This window comes from Micromonospora sp. NPDC047467, assembly GCF_040643095.1.
GTDB lineage: Bacteria > Actinomycetota > Actinomycetes > Mycobacteriales > Micromonosporaceae > Micromonospora.
The window spans coordinates 202,362-221,284 of record NZ_JBEYTO010000001.1; the positions used below are offsets into that span (position 1 = coordinate 202,362).

Annotated in this window: 12 protein-coding genes; 9 read left to right on the plus strand and 3 right to left on the minus strand. The window is 72.5% G+C overall.

All coding sequences use genetic code 11. From position 1 onward, the window contains the following. Positions 1-101 precede the first annotated feature (101 nt). Both ABZ780_RS00870 and ABZ780_RS00875 read right to left on the minus strand, forming a co-directional pair. Complete coding sequence (locus tag ABZ780_RS00870) at positions 102-710, minus strand: sigma-70 family RNA polymerase sigma factor (RefSeq protein WP_356998752.1); 609 nt, start codon at positions 708-710, stop codon at positions 102-104. Next, entirely contained in the window at positions 707-1,111 is a 405-nt protein-coding gene (locus ABZ780_RS00875; protein ID WP_356998754.1) for a GNAT family N-acetyltransferase, read from the minus strand. Before ABZ780_RS00875 ends, ABZ780_RS00870 begins: the two co-directional genes overlap by 4 nt. Before the next feature lie 661 nt (positions 1,112-1,772). On the opposite strand from ABZ780_RS00875, the gene ABZ780_RS00880 reads away from it, so the two are divergent. The 3 genes from ABZ780_RS00880 to ABZ780_RS00890 all read left to right on the plus strand — a co-directional run bounded on the left by ABZ780_RS00880 (position 1,773) and on the right by ABZ780_RS00890 (position 7,629). Further along, on the plus strand, positions 1,773-4,544 hold the full coding sequence (locus ABZ780_RS00880; protein WP_356998757.1) for an AAA family ATPase: 2,772 nt from the start codon (positions 1,773-1,775) through the stop codon (positions 4,542-4,544). Between the two features lie 302 nt (positions 4,545-4,846). Then, complete coding sequence (locus tag ABZ780_RS00885) at positions 4,847-6,184, plus strand: MFS transporter (RefSeq protein WP_356998760.1); 1,338 nt, start codon at positions 4,847-4,849, stop codon at positions 6,182-6,184. Between the two features lie 38 nt (positions 6,185-6,222). Further along, positions 6,223-7,629 (plus strand): FAD-dependent oxidoreductase, encoded by a 1,407-nt coding sequence (locus ABZ780_RS00890; protein ID WP_356998763.1) that lies wholly within the window; start codon positions 6,223-6,225, stop codon positions 7,627-7,629. Positions 7,630-7,677: 48 nt separating this feature from the next. Here the strand turns inward: ABZ780_RS00890 and ABZ780_RS00895 are convergent, their stop codons facing one another. Continuing rightward, entirely contained in the window at positions 7,678-8,496 is an 819-nt protein-coding gene (locus ABZ780_RS00895) for an NAD(P)-binding domain-containing protein (RefSeq protein ID WP_357482808.1), read from the minus strand. Between the two features lie 294 nt (positions 8,497-8,790). Between ABZ780_RS00895 and ABZ780_RS00900 the strand changes: the two genes are divergently transcribed. The 6 genes from ABZ780_RS00900 to ABZ780_RS00925 all read left to right on the plus strand — a co-directional run bounded on the left by ABZ780_RS00900 (position 8,791) and on the right by ABZ780_RS00925 (position 18,919). Then, the gene (locus tag ABZ780_RS00900; protein ID WP_357482811.1) at positions 8,791-10,407 is read left to right on the plus strand and encodes a hypothetical protein; all 1,617 of its coding nucleotides are present in this window, start codon (positions 8,791-8,793) and stop codon (positions 10,405-10,407) included. 72 nt (positions 10,408-10,479) lie between these two features. Next, on the plus strand, positions 10,480-11,508 hold the full coding sequence (locus ABZ780_RS00905) for a DUF916 domain-containing protein (RefSeq protein WP_357482813.1): 1,029 nt from the start codon (positions 10,480-10,482) through the stop codon (positions 11,506-11,508). Beyond that, complete coding sequence (locus tag ABZ780_RS00910; RefSeq protein ID WP_357482816.1) at positions 11,505-12,701, plus strand: hypothetical protein; 1,197 nt, start codon at positions 11,505-11,507, stop codon at positions 12,699-12,701. Before ABZ780_RS00905 ends, ABZ780_RS00910 begins: the two co-directional genes overlap by 4 nt. Further along, the gene (locus ABZ780_RS00915) at positions 12,698-14,056 is read left to right on the plus strand and encodes a hypothetical protein (protein WP_357482818.1); all 1,359 of its coding nucleotides are present in this window, start codon (positions 12,698-12,700) and stop codon (positions 14,054-14,056) included. Before ABZ780_RS00910 ends, ABZ780_RS00915 begins: the two co-directional genes overlap by 4 nt. Further along, the gene (locus ABZ780_RS00920; protein ID WP_357482821.1) at positions 14,043-16,097 is read left to right on the plus strand and encodes an ABC transporter ATP-binding protein; all 2,055 of its coding nucleotides are present in this window, start codon (positions 14,043-14,045) and stop codon (positions 16,095-16,097) included. Before ABZ780_RS00915 ends, ABZ780_RS00920 begins: the two co-directional genes overlap by 14 nt. Next, complete coding sequence (locus ABZ780_RS00925) at positions 16,094-18,919, plus strand: ATP-binding cassette domain-containing protein (protein ID WP_357482826.1); 2,826 nt, start codon at positions 16,094-16,096, stop codon at positions 18,917-18,919. Before ABZ780_RS00920 ends, ABZ780_RS00925 begins: the two co-directional genes overlap by 4 nt. Positions 18,920-18,923 lie beyond the last annotated feature (4 nt).

Sequence of the window (18,923 nt, forward strand, 5' to 3'; positions counted from 1 at the left end):
CGGAAAGCACCGACCGCGGCAAGGAAGGCACCTCTTGACGCCTGCGGTAGGGGGATCTGTTATCAGACGCACAACGGTGCCCGGGCCGCCGTCCGCGCCCACTAGTACGTCCCGTCCGACTGCTCGCGCAGCTTGCCGAGGGCCCGAGCCAGCAACCGGGACACGTGCATCTGGGGCACGCCTATCTGCTCGGCGATCTGCGACTGGGTCAGGTTGCCGTAGAAGCGCAGCGTGAGGATCCGCTGCTCGCGTTCGGTGAGCGTGGCCAGCACCGTGCCCAGAGCGACCCGCAGGTCGGACAGCTCGAACTTGCCATCCTCACCGCCGAGCAGGTCATCCAGTTCGGCGGCCCGGTCGCCGTCGCCGGTCGGCGTGAACAGCGACACCGCGTTGTACGCGCGGGCACCCTCCAGGCCTTCCAGGACCTCGTCCTCGGTGAGCTTGAGGTGGGCGGCGATGTCGGCAACCGTCGGCGGGCGGCCCAGGACCCGCAGCAGTGAACTGTTGGCGTCGAGGATGGTCAGCCTCAACTCTTGAAGACGGCAGGGCGCCTGGACGTCCCAGGTGCGGTCGCGGTAGTGCCGCTTGGGCTCCCCTGCGAGGGGCAGGTCGGTGGGCGGGCGCGGGTCGAGTTTCTGGGCGGCGCACGGTCTGGTCCGCTGCTCGCTGATCGTGTGCGCGGTCATTGATGATCCTCCCTGCACCCTCATCGCGGAGAAGAAACGTGGGGCTTCGTAGCACGCCTGACGAGCGCGAAGTCGGCAGGTGTCGGAGGACGGAACTTGCCGCCATCCGCGACGAACTCATGACCATGCCTTTTTAAATGGTCCGCAAACAGCGGGCACACCGGAACGACGGTGACACTCGTGCGAATGCTGTCCGCGAGCACCTCGCGGACCAGCAGCCCGGCCAGGCCCCGTCCACCGAACTGTCGGTCCACTTCGGTGTGGAATACGATTCGCTCACCATCCACCTTGGCGGAGTCGACGAAGTCCACACGCCCGACGGGTGATCCCTCAGTGAGGCTGATGGTGTAGGTGCCGATCGGGCGATTTTTGTTGAGTTCTACCGTTACGAGCGCCCCGGTGTTGTCATGGATTTCCCTAATCATTCGATGTCCTTTCGAGATGCTGATTGCGTCCGTGTCAGCTGCAATCCGGCCATGATTAGCCGCCACGGCGTGCCGCCTCGTTACCGCAGCGCTGGCCGTGAGGTCTCCACTGCTCAGTTTCTTCCTGGTCGAAGAATCATCTACCGGAGACCTCGCCGTCTCTCGATCACCGACTCGCCACGTTGATACAAGTCCGGTCGGCGACCCAGCCGCACTCGTGAAACACGACTCGGCACGAACACCGCTGCGGCTGAGGTTCCGCCTGGCAACGTCGATGACAGCGCTGACAGACATGGCGGTTCCTTTCGCGTCGACGGTCCGAAGCGGGGGGCGACCTCGCGGGTCAGGGCCGTTCCCGGACGGACGAGGTCTGGCGCTGGTCCGGTCGTTGCCGGTTATGGCATGTCTTCAGGCTGGCATCGGCGGCGACGCCTTCGCGTCGGTGGAAGCCCCTGATGTCGTCGCCGGTCGCCACCGTGCAGAGAGGTGGATGGCCGTTGCCAGGGCGTGCCAGACCAGCAAAAGGGCCGGTGTGCGGGCAGGCCCGGCATGCGGCGACCGAATCGCCCACCCGTCCACGGTTTAGAACGGGGGTTGGCGGACGGGGTTCGCGTCGGTGACAATTACCTAATTTTTACAGTGCCGACAGATTCGAGTGGGAATGAAACTGGCGAATCTTCTAGGCCGGCACGCGGAGCGCGAAACGGTCAAGCAACTGCTCGCCCGGGCGCAGGCGGGGCGCAGCGGGGCGCTCGTGGTGCGCGGAGAAGCGGGCATCGGGAAGACGGCGCTGGTGGAGTATGCCCGCGACGTCGCGGCTCCTTTGGGGTTCCGGGCGGAGATTCTGGCCGGAGCGGAGTCTGAGACGCAGTTCGCATTCGCCGGTTTGCACCAGCTGTGCGGGCCGTTGCTGGACCGCGCGGGTGCGCTACCCGAGCCGCAGCAGGCTGCCCTGGGCGTGGCGTTCGGGCAGCGAGCCGGTGCCGCGCCAGACCGGTTCTTGGTCGGGCTGGCGACCCTTAACCTGCTGGCCGAGGTCGCCGAGGAGGGGCCACTGTTGTGCCTCGTCGACGATGCGCAGTGGCTCGATCAGCCATCCGCCCAGGTGCTGGCGTTTGTGGCACGTCGGGTGGCGGCCGAGCAGTTGGCGCTGGTGTTCGCACTGCGCGACCACGACGGAGGCGACGTTCGCCCGTTCTCCGGGCTGCCCGAGCTGCGCCTGGATGGGCTCGGCGAGACCGACGCGCAGGCGCTGCTGGCTGCCGCGGTCCCCACACCGCTGGACGACGGGGTCCGCGACCGGATCATCGCCGAGTCGCGCGGCAACCCCTTGGCGCTGCTGGAACTTCCCCGAAGCACGCCGCCGACGCAGCTGGCCGGCGGGTTCGAGCTGCCGGACGCGTTGAGCGTTCCTCACCGCATCGAGGAGAGCTTCCAGCGCCGTTCAGGTAGCCTGCCCGTCGAGACGCAACTGCTCCTGTTGGTCGCGGCCGCCGAGCCGACTGGCGAAGCGGCGCTGCTGTGGCGCGCGGCCGCACACCTGGGGATTGCCCGCGAAGAGGCCGCACCCGCCGAAGCCGCCGGACTGCTGGAGATCGACACCCGGGTGCGGTTTCGCCATCCGCTGGTGCGCTCGGCGGTGTACCGGGCCGCCACACCACCCGATCACCGCCGCGCACACCGCGCGCTGGCCGCTGCCACCGACCCGCAGCTCGACCCCGACCGGCGCGCCTGGCACCGTGCGCAGGCCGTGCTCGGCACCGACGAGGAAGCCGCCGCAGAACTTGAGCAATTGGCCGACCGGGCGCGAGCCCGCGGCGGGTGGGCTGCCGCAGCGGCGTTCCTGCAGCAAGCCGCCGAGCTGACTCCCGAGCCGGCCGACCGTACGAGACGGGCGCTGGTAGCCGCGCACGCCAAGCACGAGGCCGGTGCGCCCGAGAGCTCCCTGAGGCTGTTGACGATCGCGGCCGCCGGGCCGCTGGACGCGTTGCAAGCAGCCCGCCTGAAGTTACTGCGTGCCCAGGTCACGTTCCACACCACGCGCGGTAGCGAGGTGCCGGAAATGCTGCTGGACGCAGCCAGGACCCTCACCCCGCTCGATGCGGCCCTGGCCCGTGAGACCTACCTGCACGCGCTCGACGCGGCGCTCGTGGCCGGTGACTCCGACCGCGGCGTCCTGGAGGTCGCCGAGGCCGCTCGGGCCGCACCTGCACCGCCAGGGTCGCCGCAGCCGTCGGACCTGTTGCTTGATGGCCTCACGAAGACCTTGACGGGTGGATATGCGGCGGGAGCGCCTAGGCTGCGGCACGCCCTGGAGGCGTTTCGCAACAGCCCGCTCACGGACCCCGAGCAAGACCGCCAGAGCGACCGCTGGCTGCGGCTGGCCGGCCGCAACGCGGTGGCAATCCTCGACGACGAGCTGCTCTACCTACTGGCCAGCCGTAACGTCCAGTTGACTCGTGAGGCCGGTGCGCTGACGAAGCTCCCGGACTCGCTGCGCTTCCTGTCCATCACGTTGGTCCTGATGGGCGAACTCGCCCGAGCCGGCGAGCTCGCCACCGAGGCGACGACCATCACGCAGGCCACCGGCGGCGTACAGCTGCGGCACGCTCACATCATCCTGAGTGCCTGGCGTGGCGACCAGGCGGAGACCACGGCGCTCAACGCCCTCACCGCCCAGGACCCCGCCTTCTCCGACGAGAGTACGGAGGCCTCCTTCGCTCAGTACGCGATGGCGGTGCTCCACAACGGGCTGGGCAACTATCCGGCCGCGCAGGACGCTGCGGCACGGGCGTTCAATTCCCCAGAGCTGGCGCTCAGCAACCTCGTCCACTTCGAGCTCATCGAGTCAGCTGCCCGCGCCGGTCGACCAGAACGAGCGGTCGAGGCGATGAAACAGCTCTGCTCCCGGGCTCGTGCCAGCGGGACGCCGTGGGCGCTGGGAATGGCGGCGCGCTCAGAGGCGCTCACGAGCACCGGATCGGCAGCCGGGGATCAGTACCGCGAGGCGATCGCGCAGCTCAAGCACAGCCGAATGGGCGGTTACCTCGCTCGTACCCATCTCGTCTACGGCGAGTGGCTGCGCCGCGAGGGCCGCCGTCGGGAGGCCCGCGAACAACTTCGCACCGCCCACGAGCTGCTGTCCGATATGGGTGCGGAGGCGTTCGCGGAGCGTGCCGCCCGCGAACTACGCGCCACCGGTGAACACCCACGAAAACGCGCCGCCCAGCCGACCGACGCGCTCACCGCCCATGAGCTGCACATCGCCCGGTTGGTCGCCACCGGAGCGACCTCCCGGGAGGTCGGCGCACAGCTGTTCCTGAGCCCGCGCACGATCGAAGCCCACCTGCGCAGCATCTTCCGCAAGCTGGGCATCACCTCCCGCAGGCAGCTCAAAGAACTTGCACCTGCTGATTGGGCAGGCCGCGGGTAGCACCGGCCGGCGGTGGGTCAGCGCCCGACGTGCTGCCATGAATCACGTCCTGGCAGCTGTCGCGGCAACGTCCGCCCCAGGCCGGGCCCTCTACGGCGATCGACGGTGCCATCACGGTCAGTGTCTCCTCGCTGACATCTCGCCATTGTCGCCCGTCCGCAACCGGGGACGGGTCGACGGCGCCGGACCGGGACCGGGCGGCGAGAAATGCGCCGCACCGACGCCATCACGTCCGGGCCCTGACCCGCTAGTGTGTGGAAACAGCGTTTCCATTCATGCCATCACAGGGCAGGGGGACCAGCGTGCATCGCAGCCAGGAAGACACCGCCGCCGCGCCGGAGGCCGGCGAGCAGACCACCACGTTCGGCCCACTCCAGCTCTCACCGGGCACGACCCGGACCAACATCAGCGGGTTCTACTGGCTGGCGCTGACGTCGATCATGACGTTCACGTTCATTCCGGCCGCGCAGACGGCACTACTCACCTCCGTCCTGGGTGTGCCCAAGGGGGAGCAGGGTTCGATCGTGGGCACCGCTGGGCTGATCAGCGAAATCGTCCTGATCGCGGCGGTCGGCCTGGCCGGTGCCTGGTCCGACCGCCTCGGACGGCGCCCGATCGTGGTCGGCGGCTACATCCTGCTCGGCCTCGGCGTCGGCATGGCACCGTTCCTCGGCTCGGTCCTGCCCTACTACCTGGCCCGGGGCGTCGCGGCCGTCGGCGTGGCGATGGTCACCGTGATGCTCACGGCCGTGGTCGCCGACTATGTCCGGGACAGCACCCGCGGCAGAGCCAACGGCATTCTCGGTTTCTGCAACGGTCTCGGTGCGCTCGTCACGTTCTTCGTGCTGATCAAACTGCCCGACATCTTCGAGGGCATCGGGATGGACGCGATCGCCGCGCTGCGGGCGACCTACCTCATCGTCGGCGGGCTGGCCCTGTTCACCGCGATCCTGATGCGGCTCACCCTCCGGGGCGGGCTGGCGACAACGCACTCCGAGCACATCCCGATCCCCAGGCTGCTGCGCGAGGGCGTAGCCGAAATCCGGCGCCCCGGCGTCTCCTTCGCCTACCTCAGCGCCTTCGTCGCCCGAGCTGACCTGGCGCTCGTCGGCGCCTACCTCACCCTCTGGGCACAGCAGTACGGCACCCAGCACCTCGGGCTCAGCGAGGCCGAGGCGCTGGCCAAGGCAGGTCTGTTGCTGGGAGTGGCCAACGGCATCGCGCTGATCGGGGCACCCGCCATCGGCATCATCGCCGACCGGCTGTCCCGCACCGACGCGGTGCTGATCTCCCTGGGGACCGCCGCCCTCGGCTACACCGCCACGATCTTCGTCGGGGACCCGTTCAGCCCGCTCGGCTACGCCGTCGCCGCGCTGATCGGGCTCGGCCAGGTGAGCGCCGTCATCTCCAGTCAGGTGCTGATCGCCGAACAGGCTCCCAGCCGTACCCGGGGCTCGGTCATCGGAACGTTCGCGCTCAGCGGTGGCATCGGCATCATGATCGCGTTCGCCGCCGGTGGCACCCTGTACGACAACTGGCGCCCCGCCGGCCCGTTCGTCCTGTTCGGCATCCTGGCCGGGCTGGCCTGCCTGTACGGCCTGGCCGTCCGATCGAGGATCCCCAACCACCCGGTGGACTGAAAGTCCCCCACTATGCGACTGGAGGGCCGGAGGTGGGTGTGCCAACCACGATCGTTGTGGGCGCCGGGCCGGGTGGCCTGGCCTGTGCCATCGCCGCCGCCGACGCGGGCGGCACCGTGCTGCTGTTGGAGAAGGCGCCGGACGTTGGGGGTGCCCTGCCCTACTCGGGCGGGCACCTGTCCGCCGGCGGCTTCTCGCTGCAGCATGAGCGGGGCATCAGCGACGACCCCGAGCGGCACTTCGACGACGTCTGGCGGATCAGCCGGGGCGCCGCGCGGGCCGACCTGACCCGGCTGACGCTGCGCGAACAGCCGGCGGTGCTGGAGTGGCTGCTCGCCGCCGGGCTCACCGTCGATCCGGGTACGCCCCGCATCGTGTACGGGCACGAGCCATACCGCACGCCGCGGACCGTCCACGCCACCACCGTCCCCGGCGGTCCGGCCATTCTGGCCGTGCTGCGCCCGATGCTCGACGCGCATCGGGCCGCCGGCCGCATCGATCTGCGCTGCGAGGTGCGCGTCACCGAGTTGCTGACCGAGGGCGGCGCGGTGGTCGGGGTGGCCACCGCCGACGGCGCGCGGTGGCGGGCACCCGCCGTCGTGCTCGCCACCGGCGGATTCGGGTACGCGCCGGAGTTGTTCGCTGAGCTGGAGGGCGCGCCGCTGACCACCTCGGCGGCGCCCACCTCGACCGGCGACGGCCTGCTCATGGGCCGGTCGGTCGGCGCCGGCCTGCAGGGCCTGGGCCGCTACATCCCCACCTTCGGCGGGCTGCCCCCGGTCGACGGCGACCTTCGGGTCGACTGGGCGCACCGGCCGCACCTGGTGGCGCCGGAGCGGCCGCCCTGGGAGATCTATGTCGACCGCGCCGGAAGTCGCTGGATCGCCGAGGATGAGCCCAGCATCGACCACAAGGAGCGGGTGCTGACCACGGTCGACCGGATGACCTTCTGGACGGTCTTCGACGCCCACGCCCTGCGCGAGTCGCACCCGATGGTGCACGGCTGGAGCGCGGCCGAGCTGGACGCCCAGTGCGGCCGGCGCCGCGGCGTGCACCGGGCGTCCGGGCTGGCGGAGCTCGCCGGGCTGGCCGGCATCGACCCGGCGGGGCTGTCGGCCACGGTGGCCCGCTACAACGGTTTCGTCGCCGACGGCCGGGATGCCGACTTCGGCCGGACGTACCTGCCGGCGCCGATCGTCGAGCCGCCGTTCTACGCGCTGGAGAACCATCCGGTCACCCTGATCACGTTCGCCGGCCTGGACGTGGACGAGCTGCTGCGGGTCCGCCGTGCGGACGGCACGACGATCCCCGGCCTGTACGCCGTCGGCGAGGTGATCGGCTCCGCCGCCGTCAATGGCAACGCGTTCTGCTCCGGCATGTGCCTGACGCCGGCCATGGCCTTCGGTCGGCTGGTCGGGCGTCGGCTCGCGGGGACCGCCGGCTGAGCCGGTATTGGCCGGACAGTCCAGAGCGGACAGAGGTTCCGGGCCGAGTCAGTGCGCGAAGGCGAAGCCCTCCGCGCGCAGCTTGCCGGAGCTGATCGGCACGAACGGGGTCCTGATCTCACCCCGGTAGGTCAGCGCGGGCCAGCCCTCGGCGGCGCAGAGTTCGTCGAGGACGGCCTGGTTGGTCTGCGGCACGACCGCGTCCGGTACCGCGTTGAACACGCCCGTGAGGTCGCGGGTCACCACGAAGTCGAGCGCGGCGGCGGCGTCGCGATAGTCGATGCGGTAGTGCAGGGCCTCGGCCGAGAACGGCACGCTGCCGCCGAGCATCTCGTGGGCCAGCTTCACCCGGGTCGGATAGTCGAGGTCGCGCGGATGCCCGTACACGTCGGGGATCCGCAGCGTGGCGCCGCGTGGGGCGGCCAGCACGGCGGCCTCGGCGGCGATGAAGTTGCGGGGGGAGGCGTCCGGGTCGTCGGTGACCGGGGTGGCCTCGTCGACCAGCGCGCCATGGCCGGCACCGTAGACCGACACCGAACTGGTGAAGACCACCCGGGGATGCACGGCGGCGGCGGTGCGCGCGGACGCGGTGAGCGTGTCGGCGTACTCGGCGATGCGCTGGTCGGCGTCGAAGGCTCGGGCGATGCGCGGGCTCACGGTGAGCACGACCGCGTCGGCGCCCCGGGTGGCCTGCTCGACGGCCGCGCGGTCGCTGCCGCGGAGGACCGCCACCTCGGTGCAGACGGGCGTCAGCTCGGGCACCCGCTCGGGGGAGGTGGTGGTGCCGACCACGTGGTGGCCGGCTGAGACCCAGCGACGGGCCAGCTCCATGCCGACGTTGCCGCATCCGATGATCACGTAACGCACCTGAACCTCCCTAAGGGAAACGCTGTTTCCCACTCTGCCCGATCTCCGGCCCCCTGCCAAGACCGAGGCCTGCCGGCGACGCTGCGGCGTCGGTGGAGTCGATCAGATCGGCCGGCGCAAATCGCCTGTCGGGCTATTGACAGGAGGGCGCCACGGCTGCCTTTATGGGACCTATCCAATTTTGGAAACCGCCGTTTCCGTCAGCGAAACGGCGGCCAGGGGTGCACCGTTCCCCACAGGAAGGAGAGCGGGACCGCAATGGGATTGCTCAGAACTACGGCTACAGCGGTGGGCGTGGCGGCGTTGGTCGCCGCCGCTACCGCGGTCTGCGTGTCCCCCGCGCAGGCGTACGGCCCCACCCCGGGCAACCTGGGATGCCGGCTGTACTTCAACGACGCCGGTACCGGCAGCTCGCCGACGAACTGGGCCGACTCGTTCGGGCTCACTCAGACGCCGGCGACGCCGAGCCCGGGGCAGACCGTGACGGTGACCTTCACCGCGGCGACCGGTCCGAGCAACGGCCCGGTCGCGATCAACCCCGGTGACGTGCCGATCCTGGTGGAGGCGGTGCTGGGTGGCTCGCAGAGCGGCCCGGTCACGCTCACCCAGCCCAACTACCCGGCCGGTCCGATCCCCGGCAATGCCCCCACCGGCCCGATCACCGCCACCGGCACCTACGTGGCGGGAGCGACGGGAGCCGCAACGCTCACCGTCAACCGGGTGATCCTCAACAACCCGATCGCCAAGACGTACTGCTCGGCGGCGGGCGACCGGGACCACAAGGCAGCGCCGGTCCCGACACCCATCGTGGAGAGCTTCACCGTCTTCGGTGGCACGGTCTCGGTCACCTCGGTGACCGGCCAGACCGTGACCGGGTCCGCCCGGGCCGGCAACGTCATCAACTACGCGGTGACCGGTCTCGCGCCGTCCACCACCCTGACCGCGACGCTGCGCGCGGCCAACGGCACCGGAACGCCCGAGGGCACGGGAACGGGCACGACCGACGCCACCGGCGCCGGCACCGGCACGCTCACGGTGCCCAGCGGCGCCACCACGGGAGCACGTACCCTGGCGGTCTCGGACGGGACCAACACGGTCTCCGTCCCGATCACGATCCTCGGCTCGCCGAGCATCGCGATCACCCCCGGCGGTGGCGGCTCCGGCACCGTGGTGACGGTCACCGGCACCAACTGGAACCCGGGCGGCACCGTCACGATCGGCGGTTACAAGGCGCTCACCGGCGCCCCGCCGCCGCCCGCGACGAGCGACCCGGCAACGACGGCCACAGCCGGCGCCACCGGCGGGATCAACGCCACCTTCACCGTCACGGACAGCACCACCGCGTACATCGGCGCGCAGTCCGGCGCCCTGTTCGCAATCTCCGCCTGGACGGGGTCGGCTGACTCGTGCACCGCCAAGTCCGGCTCGGCCACGACCGGCAACTGCACCCTTTCGTACAACCTGTCGCAGACCGTGACCGCCGGAAACCTGTCGATGGCTCGCGCCGCCGGCAGCGGCAACATCGCGTTCTCCGGCGTCACCGTCGGCGGCAGCGTACAGACGACGACGGGCAACCTGTCGACCGTCACGGTGACCGACTACCGGGGCAGCACCTTCGGGTGGAGCCTCGTCGGCACGGTCACCGACTTCACCGGCACCCCGGGCGGAACCATCGCCAAGAGCAACCTGTCCTGGACGCCGGCCTGCGTCGGCACCGCCGGCGCGACAAACGCGGTCACCGCGGTGGCCGGCACCCCGGGCACGGTCGACGCGGCGACGCTCTGCTCTGCGCCGACCAGCGCCACCGGTACGGGCGGCAGCTTCGACGCCTCGGCCGGGCTGTCCCTCTCCGTGCCGGCGAACCAACTCGCCGGTGCCTACGCCGCGACCCTCACGCTCACCCTGAGCTGAGGACCGCCTTGAGGTGTGGGGCGGTCGGCTGAGCCGGCCGCCCCACACCGACCAGTCGAAGGGTGGAACCGCGTGCGTCACCCCCTCTGGCCACGTCGCCGCCGCACCGGTGCGGTGGCCTTCGCCGCCGCTGTCGCCGTTGCCGCGCTGACCATCGTCCCGGTCGGGCCGGCCGCCGCGGCGGACAACGGCGAGTGGGCCGTCGTGCCCACCCCGCCGGCCAACGCCGGGCCCACCCCCCGGCTCTACTTCTTCCTCGAGTCACCCGCCGGCCGGACCCTCACCGACTCGGTACGCGTGATCAACCGCACCGACACCGAGCGCACCTTCACCGTGTACGGCGCGGACGCCTACAACACCGCGCGCGACGGCGGGTTCGCGCTGCGCCGGGTCGACGAGAAGCAGTCGGACATCGGGGTGTGGACGGCGGTCGGCGCCGGCACGGTGGCGATCCCGCCGAAGGCGCAGGCCGACATCCCGTTCTCCATCACCATTCCGACGAACGCCAGCCCTGGCGACCACGTCGGTGGCGTCGTCGCGATGGAGGCCGTCCCGGGCGGACGGAGCGAGCGCGACGGCGTGGTCATCGCGGTGCAGCGGGCCGTCGGCGCCCGCATCTACCTGCGGGTCGCAGGGCCTGAGGTGCCCGGCCTCAACGTCGCCGACCTGGACCTGACGCACCCGACGCCGTGGCTGCCCACGCCGGTCGACGGTGCCCTGGAATACACCCTCGCCAACACCGGTAACCTGCACCTCGCCCCCACCCTCACGGTCACCGCCTCCGGCATGTTCGGGCATCAGATCCGTCAACGTGGCGCCACTCCCCAACTCGACCTGGTGCCGGGCACCGAGGCGCGGATGCGTGCCCAGTTCACCGGGCTCTGGCCGGTCGACGTGGTCACCGCCACCGTGACGGCGAAGGCCGACGGCGGCGTGCTGGCGGTGCGGACCACCCGTACCGTGGTGGTCTCCTGGACCGGCCTCGCCGCACTCGCCGCGTTGGTCGCCGCCGGCGTCATGGCCTGGCGCAGACGCCGCCGCGCCCAGGTGGCCCGCCCCCGGGGCGTCCGGCCCGTCCGCGCGCCTGCGGAGGTCGGATGACGAGGATCGCGCGCACCCTGACCGCCGTCGCCTGCGCGCTGGCCTGCGGGCTGGCACTGCCCACCGGCCCGGCGTGGGCCGCCGAGGGACTCACCCTCGCCGCCCCGGCAGCGGCACCGGGTGACCCGCTCGGGGTGACCGGCACCGGCTGGCCCGGCGGCGCGCTGGTCCAGCTCGTCACCTGCGGACAGCTTGCCATCGCCGGCTCGGCCTCCTGCGACACGCGGGCCGCCCTGGCCGTTCCGGTGCGCCCGGACGGCACCTTCGCGGTGCAGTACGTGCTCGGCACCCCGCCGGTGCCCTGCCCGTGCGTCGTGCACGCCACGCTGGTCGGCGGAGCAGCGCGTGGCCAGGTCGACGCCCCGCTGGAACTCACCGGGCACGCCATGGGGGACACCCCCACGGTCTCTGCGGCCCCGGTCCGCCTCGACGTGGTCGAGGCGGGAATCGTCGGCCGGCCTGGCTGGCGGAGCCTGTTCGGCGCGGCGGCGACCCGGACCCTCGTCTACACCGTGCACAACCCCGGGCCGCAACCGCTGCCCAACCCGCCCCTCAACGTCCGGGTCGGCCGGGACGGCAGTGGCGACCGGGTCAGCACGCCCGGCGCCGACGCCATCCGGCCGGGCGAGACGCGCACCTACCGGGTGCCCGTCACTACCCCGTTCGCCGCGTTCGGCCGGTACACCGTGCAGGCCGACCTGGGCGGGTTCGGCCCGGCCGAGGTGACGCTCCGGACGTACCCGTGGGGCCTGTTCGTGGTGCACCTGCTCGGCGGGGTGCTGATCGTCGTGGGCGTCGCCCGCCGCATCAAGAACCACCGCAACCGCCCGCCGCTGCCCGCGATGGCCGCCGCCCCGGCCGGCACGCTGCTGCCGTCCGTCGTGCGGGTCGGCTCGCTCGGTGCGTACCTCGTCTTCGACGACGCTCCCGGTGCCGGTCAGCTGCGTCGGCGGGCCGGTGCCCACCTGAGCGTCGCCGCGCTGCGGGACCTGCTCGGCGACGCCGGGCTGCCGAACGGATCCGGCGCCGATCCGGCCGCGGGCGCCGCGATCGTCGACCTCGCCGCCCTCGACGCGGTGCTCGCAGCCCGCCCAGGCGCGGACACGCGGGCCGGAGCCGGCGGCGGCAACCAGTCCGCCGCCGCCGTGATCGATCTGGCCGCGCTCGACACCTACCTCGGGAGCCCTCGATGAGCCGCGATCCTGGCAGCCACGCCGACGGCGGGGACCGGACTTTGACGGTACGGGCGGCCGTCGCCGCCGTCGCCGCGCTGCTCGCCTTCGTCAGCTGCGGCGCGGTGCTGCCCGGCGCGGGCGGCGCGGACGGCACCGGCGTCGGGCCCGGCGTCACCGCCGACGAGGTCACCGTCGTCTTCGTCGGCACCGACCTCACCAAGACGGCGAACCTGACCGGGTTCAACACCGCCTCGGCCGGCGACCCGGCGCGCCAGATGCGGGCGCTGGAGAGCCACGTCAACGCCAACGGCGGCATCGCCGGCCGACGGATGCGGGCGGTCTTCCGCAACTTCGAGGCGAGCGACGACTCACCGGCCACCGAGGAGAAGCTCTGCAACCAGATCACCCAGGACGACCGGGCGTTCGCGGTCGTGCTCACCGGTCAGTTGCAGGCCAACGCCCGCCCCTGCTACGCCCAGCGGCGCACCCTGGTGCTGGACGCCACCCTGATCACCATCGACCAGGCGACGAACGAGCGGCTCGCTCCGTACCTGTTCGCCCCGGCCTACCCCCTGTACGACGACTTCGTGCGCGCATACCTGCCGGCGCTGGCCGCACAGGGCTTCTTCGACGGGGCCCGGCAGGCGGGCATCGTCGCGGTGGACGCACCGGCCAACCGGGCGATGTACGAGCAGCACGTGGTGCCGTACCTGAAGCAGCGGGGAATCACCCCGACCTCGGCCTGGATCGACACCACCGACCTGGGCACCCTCAACACGGGGCTCAACCAGGCTGCCGTCGACCTGCGGGCCAAGCGCGTCGACCGGGTCTTCTTCCTCGGCGGAACCCGGCTGGCCTCCTTCTTCCTCACCTCGGCCGCCGCGCAGGACTTCACCGCCCGGTACGGCATCTCCAGCTACGACAATCCCAGCTTCCTGATCGGCAACCCGGGCATCATTCCGCGCGAGGCGCTGACCGGGGCGGTGGGCATCGGCTTCAATCCCAGCCAGGACGTCGCCGACCGGGAGTACGCCTTCCCCGCCACCGACGCCGAACGCACCTGCCTGGGCATCTTCGCCGCGGGAGGTGAGTCGTTCGGCACCCGCGAGAACGCGCGCGTGGCCTTCCCGTACTGCGACGCGGCCCTGCTGCTGCAGGCCGGCGCGAAGGACCTCGGCGCGGACCTCAACGCGCACCGGTGGCTGGCGGCCGTGGGCAGGCTCGACACGAGTTTCCAGCCGGCGACCGGATTCTCCGGGCGGCTCGGTCCGGGCCGGTTCGCCGCCTCGAACGGCTACCGGGCGTTCGGCTACGACAGCGGCTGCGCCTGCTTCACCTACCGCGGGGAGGACGTGTCCTTTGCGACCCGATGACAGCATCCCGCCGGGCATCGCCCGCGACGGTGCGGGGGCATGGCGTTCCCGGAGCGCGGGCTGGGCCGCGGGCACGGCCGGCGGCCTGCTGACCGGGGTGCCCCTGCTCGGCGCCGCGGGACTCGCCCGGGGCCTCGGTGTCGACCTGACCAGCGTGCTGGCCGCGGTGATCGCCGCCGCGGTGGTTGGCGCGGCCGCGACCGTCGCGGTCGTGCAGCGGGTGCCGCACCGCCATCCGGTACGGGCCGCGCTGCTCGCCGGCGCCGGGTTGGGCGCCGCGCTGCTGCTGGTGCTCAACGTCGCCGCACCGATGCCGGGACTGTTCGCGCTCACCGCGCTGGGGCTGCCCTGGGCCGTCCTGGTGGTGGCTGGCCGCGCGGTCGCCGCCGCGACGGCGACCCTGCGGTACTGGCACGTGGGGCTGCTGAACGGGCTCGGCCTGGCCGCGCTGCTCGTTGGCGGCACCGGCGGCGGGTCCGGTTACCACTGGGCGGCAGCCGGCGTCCTCGCGGCGCTCGGCGCGCTGGCCGGGGTGACCGCCGCGGACCTGCCGGGCGATGCCGGGTGGCCACCGGCGCTGCGCACCCTGTTCGACAACGCCACCCGTCCACCCACCGCGCGTGTCGCCGTGCTGGCCCAGGCCGGCCTCGGCCTGGTCGTGCCCGGCGCACTGATCTTCGCCGTCGACGTGCTGCGCGCCGAGTTCGGCCTCGGTCCGCGCGGCGCCGTCGGTGTGGTCGGCGACGCGCTGCTCGCTGGGGCCGCGCTCGCGGTGCTGCTGCGGGGCGAGCGGGCGAGACGCCTGGCCGTCGCCGCAGCCCCGGCCGGGCTGCTCGTCGCCGCCGGTGCGGTGCTCGTCGGGGCCACCCCCGCCGCGGTCGGCGTCGTGCTGTTCGCATCGGGCCTGGCCGTGGCCGTCGGTGCGCTTGTCGCACTCGCCATCTCGGGCGAGCGCGTCGCCGCCGAGGTGCTCCACCCGGACGCCCGCCCCGCGTTCGCGGCGGCGGCGTCGGTGCTGTCCCTGGCCGGTGGCCTGGGCGGTGCCGGCCTGCTCGCCCTGCTCGGTACCCGGTACGGTGCCGGTCCGGCGTTGGCGGTGGCCGCGGCGGCGGTGCTGGTCGGCGCAGCCTACGCCCGGCGGCTCCAGCGCACCGCCGCGGCCGACGCCGAGCGGCTGGCCCGGGTGCTCGCCGACGAGGCGGAGGTCGCCCGGCTACGGCGCGGCGGTGCGCGCCCGGCCGCCCTCTCCTGCTCCGGGATCGACGCCGCGTACGGTCCGGTCCAGGTCCTCTATGACGCGGCCATACGCGTCGACGACGGCGAGATGGTGGCGATCTGCGGCCCGAACGGGGTCGGCAAGACCACTCTGCTGCGGGTGCTCTCCGGGCTGCACCGCCCCGCCGCCGGGGTGGTCCGGCTCGGCGGGGTCGACGTGACCGCGCTGAACGCGCCCCGCCGAATCGAGCTCGGGCTCTCCACAGTGGTCGGCCAGGCGGTGTTCGGTTCGCTCACCGTCACCGAGAACCTGCGCATGCACGGCTACGCGCTGGGTCGGCACAGCGACGCGGTGCACCGGGGGGTCGATGCGGCGTTCGCCGTCTTTCCCCGCCTCTACGAGCGGCGGGACCAGGTCGCCGCCACCCTGTCGGGCGGTGAGCGACAGCTGCTCGTGCTCGCCAAGACGCTGATCCAGCGCCCCCGGATGCTGCTGGTCGACGAGCTGTCGCTCGGCCTGGCCCCGGTCGTCGTCGGCGGCCTACTGGAGATGCTGCGCCGGCTCAACGCGCGGGGCACCTCGCTGCTGGTGGTGGAGCAGTCGGTCAATGTGGCGCTGTCGCTGGCCGACCGGATCTATTTCATGGAGAAGGGTGCGATGGTCGCCGAGCACACCGCGAGCGAACTGGCCGGCCAGCCGGACCTGGTCCGGGCCCTGATGCTCGGCGGCCACGCACCGGCTGAGGATGCCGAGCCCGCCCTCCAGGCACCGGACACTGAGCTTGCGCCCCAGGCCGCCCCAGCGGACGGGGCGGTGCTCCGGTGATCGGCGGTTTCGACTTCGGCCCGGACCGCATCGTGCTGGGTCTGTTCACCGGCCTCACGTACGGGCTGTTGGCGGTCGGGCTGGTGCTGGTCTACCGGTCCAGCCGGTTCGTCAACTTCGCACACGGCGCGGTCGGGGTGTTCGGCGCCGCCGTGGTCGGCCGGTTGGTCGGTGACGACGTGCTGTCGTACTGGCTGGCCCTGCCGGTCGGGATGCTCACCGCCGCAGCGGTCTCCGGCGCGATCGAGCTGAGCGTGGTCCGCCGGCTGCGGCACCGGCCCCGGGTGATCGGCATGATCGCCACCCTCGGGCTGTCCCAGTTCGTGCTCGTGCTGGCCCTGCTGGTGAACAGCTCGGGGGCCAGCGGCCCGGCATTCCCGGTGCCGCCCGGCATGCCGTCGTTCACCGTCGGCAACACCCCGGTCGGCCCGGCGTTCACCGCGATGCTGCTGCTCACCCCGGTGCTGCTGGTCGGGCTCGCCATGTTTCTCAAGCGCAGCCGGTTCGGGCTGGCGATCCGGGCCGCCGCCGACGCCCCCGACGCGGCCACCCTCAACGGTGTCACAGCGGCCCGGATGGCAACCCTGGCCTGGTCGATCGCCGGCGCCGTCGCCGCCTTCTCGGCGATCCTCGTGGCACCGACCCAGGGCACCCAGTCGATCGAGTCGCTCGGCCCGGCCCTGCTGGTGCGGGGCCTCGCGGGTGCGGTGATCGCCCGGTTCTCCTCCGTACCGATCGCGTTCGCAGCCTCGCTGGGCATCGGGGTGGGGGAGCAGATCCTGCTCTCCGGTCAATCCAGCGGCGGCCTCGTCGAGCTGGCCCTGGTCGGGGTCATCCTGGTCGCGCTGCTCGCCCAACCGGTCCGCGCGCGCCGCGACGGCGAGGACGGTGGCTGGGGCCGGATCGGCGCACCGCCGTTGCCCGCCGCGTACCAGCGGGTCTGGCTGCTGCGAAACCTGGGCCGGGTCGTCGCCGGGGTGGGGTTCGCCGTCGCCGCCGTGCTGGCCTTCGTGATCAGCAACGAGAGCGCCTCGGTGCTCATCGCGATCATCGGCTTTACCCTGGTCGGCCTCTCGATCGGGCTGGTCACCGGCGTGGCCGGCGAGCTGTCCCTGGGCCAGTTCGCGTTCGCCGGCATTGGCGCCGCGGTGTCGGTGCAGGTCTCCGTGCGGACCGGCAACCTCTTCCTGGGGATCCTCGCCGGCTGCGCGGCGGCGGCGCTGGCCGCAGTCGCGGTCGGGGTGCCAGCGCTGCGCCTGCGCGGGCTCGCCCTCGCCGTCACCACGCTCGCCTTCGCGCTGGCCACCAGCGCGTTCCTGCTGCGGCAGGGGTGGCTGCTCGGCGACGGTGCCCAGGTGCCCAAGCCGCGCATCGGGGGTCACACCTTCGACCTGGCCACCGACTACTACCTGTTCGCGCTGGCGACGCTGCTGCTCGGCCTGTGGGTCACCGCGAACCTGCGTACCGGCGCCTTCGGGCGGATCCTGGTGGCGCTGCGCGACAATGCCGACGCCGCCCGAGCTTTCACCGTCGCGGTGCCGGTGCGGGTCCTGCAGGCGTACGCGGTCGCGGGCGCGCTGGCAGGTCTCGGCGGGGCGGTGATCGGCCACGGGCAGACCCAGCTCACCGTGAACACGTTCCCGGCCTCGGCCAGCATCGACGTCGTCGCCACCGTGGTGGTCGGCGGGATCACGTTGCTGGGCGGCCCGCTGCTCGGGGCGTTCCTGATCATCGGTGTGCCCGGATTCCTGGAGCTGGACATCATCGGCCAGGCCGCGCTGACCCTGGTCTGGCTGGTCGTGGTGATCGCACTGCCGGCCGGGCTCGGCGGGCCGGTGCTGTGGCTGCGTGACCGGTTCGCCGCGCTGATCGTCCGAGGCCGCGGCGCACCGGCGCCGCCCGCCGCCGATGAGGTGGCCGAGCCCGTGGCCGGGCCATCGCCGGCCGCCGCCGGATCCGGTGGCGCGATCACGCTGCCGCCGCGCACCGTCCCGCTGCGACCGGCGGTGACCGGCGAGCCGCTGCTCTCGGTGCGCGGGGTGGCCCGCTCCTACGGCGGCGTGCGGGCCGTTGCCGGCGCCAGCCTCGACGTCACCGCCGGCGAGGTGGTCGGCATCATCGGTCCGAACGGGGCCGGCAAGACCACGCTGTTCGAGATCGTCGCAGGCTTCACCCGCCCGGACCGGGGCGCGGTCCTGTTCGCCGGCCGCCCGGTCACCGGGCTGTCGCCGCAGCGGCGGGCCAGCCTCGGGCTGGTGCGCTCGTTCCAGGACGCCCGGCTCTTCGCCACCATGACGGTGCTGGAGACCGTCATGGTGGCCGGCGAACGCACCGCGCCGACGAGCCTCTTCGCCGCGGCTCTCGGTGCAGGCGGCCCGGACCGGGCCAAGCGCCGCCGGGCCGAGGAACTCGTCACGCTGATGGGTCTGGCCCCGCTCGCCGATCGGTTGGTCGGGGAGCTGTCCACCGGTACCCGCCGGATCGTCGAGATCACCTGCCTGCTGGCGCTGGAGCCGGCGCTGCTGCTGCTCGACGAACCCTCGTCGGGGGTGTCCCAGACCGACGGCGTCGCGCTGGGCGAGGTGCTGCGCCGGATCCACGACGAGCTCGGCGTCACCATGGTCATCATCGAGCACGACCTGCCGCTGCTCGCCCGGCTCGCCGACCGGCTGGTCGCGATGGACGGCGGCCGGGTCATCGCCGACGGCACTCCGCAGGAGGTCCGCACCCACCCCGACGTGGTCCGCTCCTACCTCGGTACCGACCACGCCGCCGTCAACCGCTCCGGCGCGCCCGCCCAGCGTGCGGCGGTGCCGTCGTGAGCGC